At 38.9% G+C, this 5,870-nt stretch carries 7 protein-coding genes; 1 reads left to right on the plus strand and 6 read right to left on the minus strand.

Annotated features, from left to right (window positions below; genetic code table 11):
* Positions 1-207 precede the first annotated feature (207 nt).
* Both mpgP and mpgS read right to left on the minus strand, forming a co-directional pair.
* Positions 208-1,020 (minus strand): mannosyl-3-phosphoglycerate phosphatase, encoded by an 813-nt coding sequence (gene mpgP, locus U9O96_05255; protein MEA2054507.1) that lies wholly within the window; start codon positions 1,018-1,020, stop codon positions 208-210.
* A gap of 48 nt (positions 1,021-1,068) precedes the next feature.
* Positions 1,069-2,286: a mannosyl-3-phosphoglycerate synthase gene (mpgS, locus tag U9O96_05260; protein MEA2054508.1), complete on the minus strand. Its 1,218-nt coding sequence runs from the start codon at positions 2,284-2,286 to the stop codon at positions 1,069-1,071.
* Between the two features lie 149 nt (positions 2,287-2,435).
* Here mpgS and U9O96_05265 point away from each other — a divergent pair, with 149 nt between their 5' ends.
* Positions 2,436-3,239: a hypothetical protein gene (locus U9O96_05265; GenBank protein ID MEA2054509.1), complete on the plus strand. Its 804-nt coding sequence runs from the start codon at positions 2,436-2,438 to the stop codon at positions 3,237-3,239.
* Positions 3,240-3,314: 75 nt separating this feature from the next.
* Here U9O96_05265 and U9O96_05270 read toward each other — a convergent pair whose 3' ends face one another.
* The 4 genes from U9O96_05270 to U9O96_05285 all read right to left on the minus strand — a co-directional run bounded on the left by U9O96_05270 (position 3,315) and on the right by U9O96_05285 (position 5,738).
* Positions 3,315-3,713 (minus strand): toprim domain-containing protein, encoded by a 399-nt coding sequence (locus tag U9O96_05270; GenBank protein ID MEA2054510.1) that lies wholly within the window; start codon positions 3,711-3,713, stop codon positions 3,315-3,317.
* Positions 3,703-4,023 (minus strand): DUF167 family protein, encoded by a 321-nt coding sequence (locus U9O96_05275; GenBank protein MEA2054511.1) that lies wholly within the window; start codon positions 4,021-4,023, stop codon positions 3,703-3,705. The genes U9O96_05270 and U9O96_05275 overlap by 11 nt, the downstream gene beginning before the upstream one ends.
* Complete coding sequence (locus tag U9O96_05280) at positions 4,016-5,377, minus strand: NADP-dependent malic enzyme (GenBank protein ID MEA2054512.1); 1,362 nt, start codon at positions 5,375-5,377, stop codon at positions 4,016-4,018. Before U9O96_05280 ends, U9O96_05275 begins: the two co-directional genes overlap by 8 nt.
* A 226-nt stretch (positions 5,378-5,603) precedes the next feature.
* The gene (locus U9O96_05285) at positions 5,604-5,738 is read right to left on the minus strand and encodes a hypothetical protein (GenBank protein MEA2054513.1); all 135 of its coding nucleotides are present in this window, start codon (positions 5,736-5,738) and stop codon (positions 5,604-5,606) included.
* Positions 5,739-5,870: the final 132 nt, after the last annotated feature.

The raw sequence follows: 5,870 nt of genomic DNA on the forward strand, positions 1-5,870 counted from the left end.
CCCGAAAACTCTGTTTTCCATCCCTCGTTTTCCTCCATCTGAAAATTTTAGAGGAATAGATTGTTTCTTCTCGTCACCCGAGGAGAAACAATTAGGTTACAAAATGGAGCTTATTCGTAGAGACTATAAAGTGCGTTAAATGCCTAAACCACACCATAAGGCTGTATGGGGCTAAATATATCGTGTGCATTTCTATGTCTCCTACGATTATTTATGGAGTTTACTCAACAATTTCTTTACCACTATATTCCAACCCTCAGGCCCGACACCCTCGACACGGGTTAGATTTTGCAACTCAATATTCTCCCAAACGTTACCAGGCTTCTGTACTAAGTATGGTTCATCTGCTATCTCTAGCATTGATAAGTCACTTAAGCTATCGCCAATGCCGATAGTTTTTATTATCCCGTATTTTTGCTTAAATAACTCTGACAGTATCTCAACTGCTCTACCTTTATCATTTTCACCCATAACACTGTAGTAGCGACCACCGTGTGTCCAATTAAGGTCACATTCCTCGATCTTTTTCAATATCCTGTCAATTGTTTCTTGTGGGCCATCTAGCTTTAGAGTTTCATCATATTCGCGTTTTTTGGCATATATAGCAAGCTCAAACGTCAAGCCACTATCTCTAGCTACTTCCTCAATACTCATATCGCCAAACCCTTTGATGGGTATCCCTATCTCCCTCTCAATTTTCTTTAATTTTGCACGAATATACTTATACGATGTTCCCAGTTCAATCACAAAATTATCATCCACGATTTTGTGATACTCAAAGTTGAATGTAAAATAATTGCAAGGAACAAATATAGCACCACCATTCTCAACGATGAATGGATCATTTATCGCCAATTTTCTTCGATATACCTCCTGCTCGGCATGGGTCTTATGCGAACAAAATATAATCGGTATCTTATGTTTTTTAAGTGTTGATATGGTATCCAATACCTTCTCATACGAATATGTTTCTTTGTCAAGTAAAGTTCCGTCAAGATCTGTAAATATTATTGGCTGCAATTTAATGTTCCTCTAATTTGTGTGAAATATTTAAATCTAGCCATCATATTAACTAGTTGATAAATTATCAGACGGCAACCCCATCGCTAGATCATTAAGATGCGGGGTTATCGCTTGACTGAATGCTCTAAACTTGATTTTTTTTATCGGTGGGTACCTACGCGGTTTAGGAATTTTTTCATTATTTGTTAGAACACTGTGCCCCTTCAAAATGTTACGGATTAGTTTTCTCGTTTTATTGCCACAAAGCGGGCTATGATATATAAGGCCCAACGACGACTTATATACATCGTTTAAATGAACTCCTCCTTTATCTTCGTGGAAGTGCGGATTCACGGTTTCTATTTGAAAGATATCCACACCTCTTTTTATTACCGTTGGGTAGTCAGTCGGCAAAATGCCACCGAAGTTTTCAAAGATAAATAGGAGTTCACCTGTTTCTATAGCATAACCTGTTGAATAAGGTATTATTTCTGCAAGTTTCATTGTCATTGCATGCTCACCAGCACAAGTTGTTTTAACGATATCTGTTCCAAACCCCGTGCTGTCTGATATCAATGAATTTATACATCGATTTGAACTTTCCGAGACACGGCCCCATTTTTTAAAAAATAGTCCTCCAGGCATGCCCGTAACCTTTGGTTTGTATAACCAGGAGAGCCTAATCATCGTGTAGGGTGATTTTGCCACGCTAAATCCCAACGCAAAATCTTTTACATATTCCCAAGCAGCACCAGGTATATAATTATCTGCATCTATAAATCCCACATAGTCTTTTTGAAAGAGCTTAGCTAAAATTATTCCTACAATCATACCTTCAGCCTTACCATCACATACCAGCCCGTTATCATCTAGTATTTCATGGTAGCCCCCTTTCTTAAATGCCTCTGCCAAGTATTGGTCTTTCTGATGAATAATGACGGCTTTGCGGTGCGTAAAATGATAAAATTGATTTAAGACATCCTTTTCAATCAAAAAACGATCTATCCCAGCCCTTCGGCTGTTGGAAATTATTATGAGTAAGCAATCATGAGGTATAGCTTTAAGTATGCCTTCAAATAATTTGATTTTCTCATTTTTTATAGGTACAACAATTGCTAGTTTTTTCTGAATCGCTTCTAACTCTTCAGCATCTGTTAAATAACTATCTACATCTCTACGTAATTGTTCTTTAGCCTTACCAGCATCTAATTCTAGAATTTTCTGGAGAGTGTTAATTCTAACAGAGCCGAATCGCTCGGTATATCTTGGGTATTCTATTCTCATTAGTTCCTTCATCCTCCACGATATCATTAATCGTTTGTTTTCTAACAAGGTTGGCTTAATTAAGTTTTTGGTGTAGATTGACGGAACGCCTAATAGGCAGGATAGTTTTATAAACAAATTTTTATCGTATATTTTGGAGGTAAAATAAAATGGGAAAAACACTATGGAAAAAAGGGTTGGTTGTTGGAGTAATTGCGGTATTTCTTGGCATTACCTTAACACCGGCAATTGGAACTCTAAATTCCCCGGTTTTATATGAAAAGGATGGGAAAATATATGCGATGAGTGATACTGGAAACTGTGAGGGAAAGAAGATAAATCTTATAAAAATTGAAGTCAATGAGTATATGCCCGATGGAAGCATTGAAACAAGGGTGGTACCATTGACGGAAAAGGAGGTAAACGAGCTTAAAAGTAGATTATATAATGCAAAAACTATTGAGGAACGATTTTCTATGTTAAAGGAATATGGATTAATCCCAGAGGAAACCCTGCTTGAGGGCTTGGAAAAAGGAATGTATGCAAAAGCGGAGAGAATGGGATTAGTCAGAGAAAAAACTCAAAAATTCACTCATCAATACGAAGAAATAACTGACTTAAGATTGCCACTGATGTTGACTTTCTTTAGCCATATTAATGCAGTCTATTTTCTGGGCAATTCTATACGTATGGGGCTTACACCAACTACGATGCTGCTCAATCGTTTATTTGGTTTTAATATTCCAGGTATTGATCTAGTTGATGTGTGCTGGGCAACTCTTGGTATAATTAACACCCAAGGACTTTTGGGTGTTCATAATCTTCTGTGTATTCCCAGTTTCATGATTTTAGCAGGATTCGTGGGATACAGTGTCAAGCTCCCAATAGCATATCATATTTTTTCTGGTTATTCAGTCATGACTTTCGCAGCTGGCATAGGATTCCATGACTTTTCACCCATATCTCCGCAATAAACAAAAAACCTTGAGGAATTAAATCACAAACTCATATCGCAAAGATTATTCTTAATCATGTGCAGATTTGCTGACTCATATTTTTCCTTTTTCCATCCTTATCCTAATGTGTTTTATGTATGAAGGTATGCTTTCAATGTCCCTCACCATCATATTTTTTGCAAACAGGGCACGAAACTCGGTCATACATTTTGTTCTTCCGCCCAGGTTCTGCTCTATAGCATTTGAAAGCCTTCCGCCCTTTTTGTCCCAGTCTGTAAGAATAACGACTTTATCATATTCGGATGCTATCATATCGCAAAAGTCTACAATTTTTTTTCCGGAATGAATGGTTAAAATTTTGCCTTTTATACCAAGCCGACGGAGGGCATCCACATCCTTCTCTCCTTCCACGATAATGGGTATGGATTCATTTAACACCTTCAGATGGTTGATTGTTTCTTCAATCTCTTTAAGAGATTCCTCATAATTCATTTTCCAATTTTTTTATAACAATCTCTTTTTTTTCGTTAAGGAACAAACCCTTCTCGCTGCTTTTGTGGCCGTATGCAATATACACTTCATCGCCTTTCAGCCCAAAAAAATTTCTTGCCATGTCCATTATTTCTTTATTCGCCTTTCCATGTATGGGCTGGGCAACTGTTTCTACCACAATGCATTCCCTCCATTCATCATGTCCTGCGGGAAATTTTTGCTTATCACTGCCCGTTTTGACTTTTAGTTTAATGATTACCCCGCCTTCTGTTTCTTTTATCGCTTTTTCTATTCCTTTCATTTCATCCATGTGGAGAGGGAATAAATCCCCCTTCCATCAAATATTTTGTCTGCTCCCTCGCCTTCTTTATTATTTCTTCTGCCCTTTCGTACAGCTCCTGCCTGCTCAATTTTTTTCTTGCAATTCCCTGTTCTATTGCCTTCATGCCAACAGCCATTGCTTCATATGGAAACACTTCCCAGTCATCCATCGTGGGAACAATGTAGTTTTCACTCAAACCTTTTTTCTCTGCCACCTCCGCTATGGCGTATGCCGCTGCTATATGCATTTCATCGGTAATTGTTTTTGCCATTACATCCAGCGTGCCTCTGAATATTCCCGGAAAGCCAAGGCTGTTGTTTACCTGATTTAGAAAATCGCTCCTGCCCGTTCCGAAAATTCTGACCCCTGCTTCTTTTGCTTCCCAGGGCCATATCTCGGGGATGGGATTGGCTGCAGCTATCATGACAGCATCATCATTCATCTCTGCTACCCATTCTTTTTTTATCGTTCCAGGGCCTGGCTTCGATGCAGCTATGCATATATCCGCTCCTTTCAATGATTCGGGTATGCCCCCTTCTCTTCCCTCCCCATTTGTTTTCATTGCTATGTCATATTTATACGGATTTTTTTTTCTTAGGTCTTCAATATCTTGCCTACCTGGGTGGAGTATTCCCTTAGAATCAACCGCACGTATGTTTTTGGCGGGCACTCCTGCCTTTATCAGGGTGCGAATCAAGCAAGTGTTGGCAGCACCGACACCCACTATCGAAAATAATGTCTCGTCCATCTTCTTTCCGACAATTTTTAAGCCATTGACAATAGCAGCCAATGTTATTGCCGCCGTACCCTGCTGGTCGTCATGCCATACGGGAATTTCAACCTCCTTTCTGAGTCTGTCAAGAATGTAAAAGCATTTAGGGGAGGATATATCCTCGAGATTTATTCCTCCAAAAGTGGGCGTAATCCACTTTACCGCCTGTATAAACTCATCAGGGTCTTTTGTATTAATCATTACAGGGAATGCATCGACACCTCCGAGGTATTTGAAAAGCAATGCCTTTCCTTCCATAACGGGCAGTCCCGCATGAGGGCCTATGTCCCCCAGTCCAAGAACGCGTGTTCCGTCACTTACAACGGCTACGAAATTTGCTTTGTTGGTATGCTCAAAAACTTTCTCGGGATTTTTTGCGATGTCCCTGCAGGGCTCGGCAACACCAGGCGTATACCATATCCCAAAATCGTTAAGGTCGCGTATGCAGCATTTTGGAGAAATTTGCACTTTGCCCTTGTAAAACGGATGAAGTTTCATTGCATCTTTACCCGGCTTTTTCGCCTTTTCAATCAGCTCTTCTTTAATCAATCTCTCTGCCCTATCCGCCATTTTAATCCCTGGATGGCAATGAAAAACGTGTATATACATCTTTAGCCAATATGAGATATAAATCAGTCGAGATGATGTATGAACCTCTTTTCTAGCCAACCGCCCATTGTGCCCCTTTTAATTTCTTTTTTTCGGATATCTGGTCAACTTGTTGAGAAGAACTATTTAACAAAGTATAAAACAATATTGTTGTTTGTCCAACAAGCGAAAAACTGGCAAGAATTAGTTATTTTTTGTTAAACTCTTCCCACTTTTCTTTAGATACTCTGGAAAGAATTTTAATAATTTCATCATATATTTTTTTAGTCCCAAGATGATTCCACATTTCAGCCCCAATTAACACTTGTTTTTCCATATCCATAATGGATTTAATACTACTTTGTTAGTTGATGGACGTTTCTCCGAAAATTGAGAAGTATACGCCAGCTCTTTAGTCAAAATACGTGCAATCTGCTGGTTTGTCGAGCACAAAAATCATCGAACGGCACTGTTT

Source organism: Candidatus Thermoplasmatota archaeon, from assembly GCA_034660695.1.
In the GTDB taxonomy this organism is placed as follows: domain Archaea; phylum Thermoplasmatota; class E2; order UBA202; family DSCA01; genus JAYEJS01.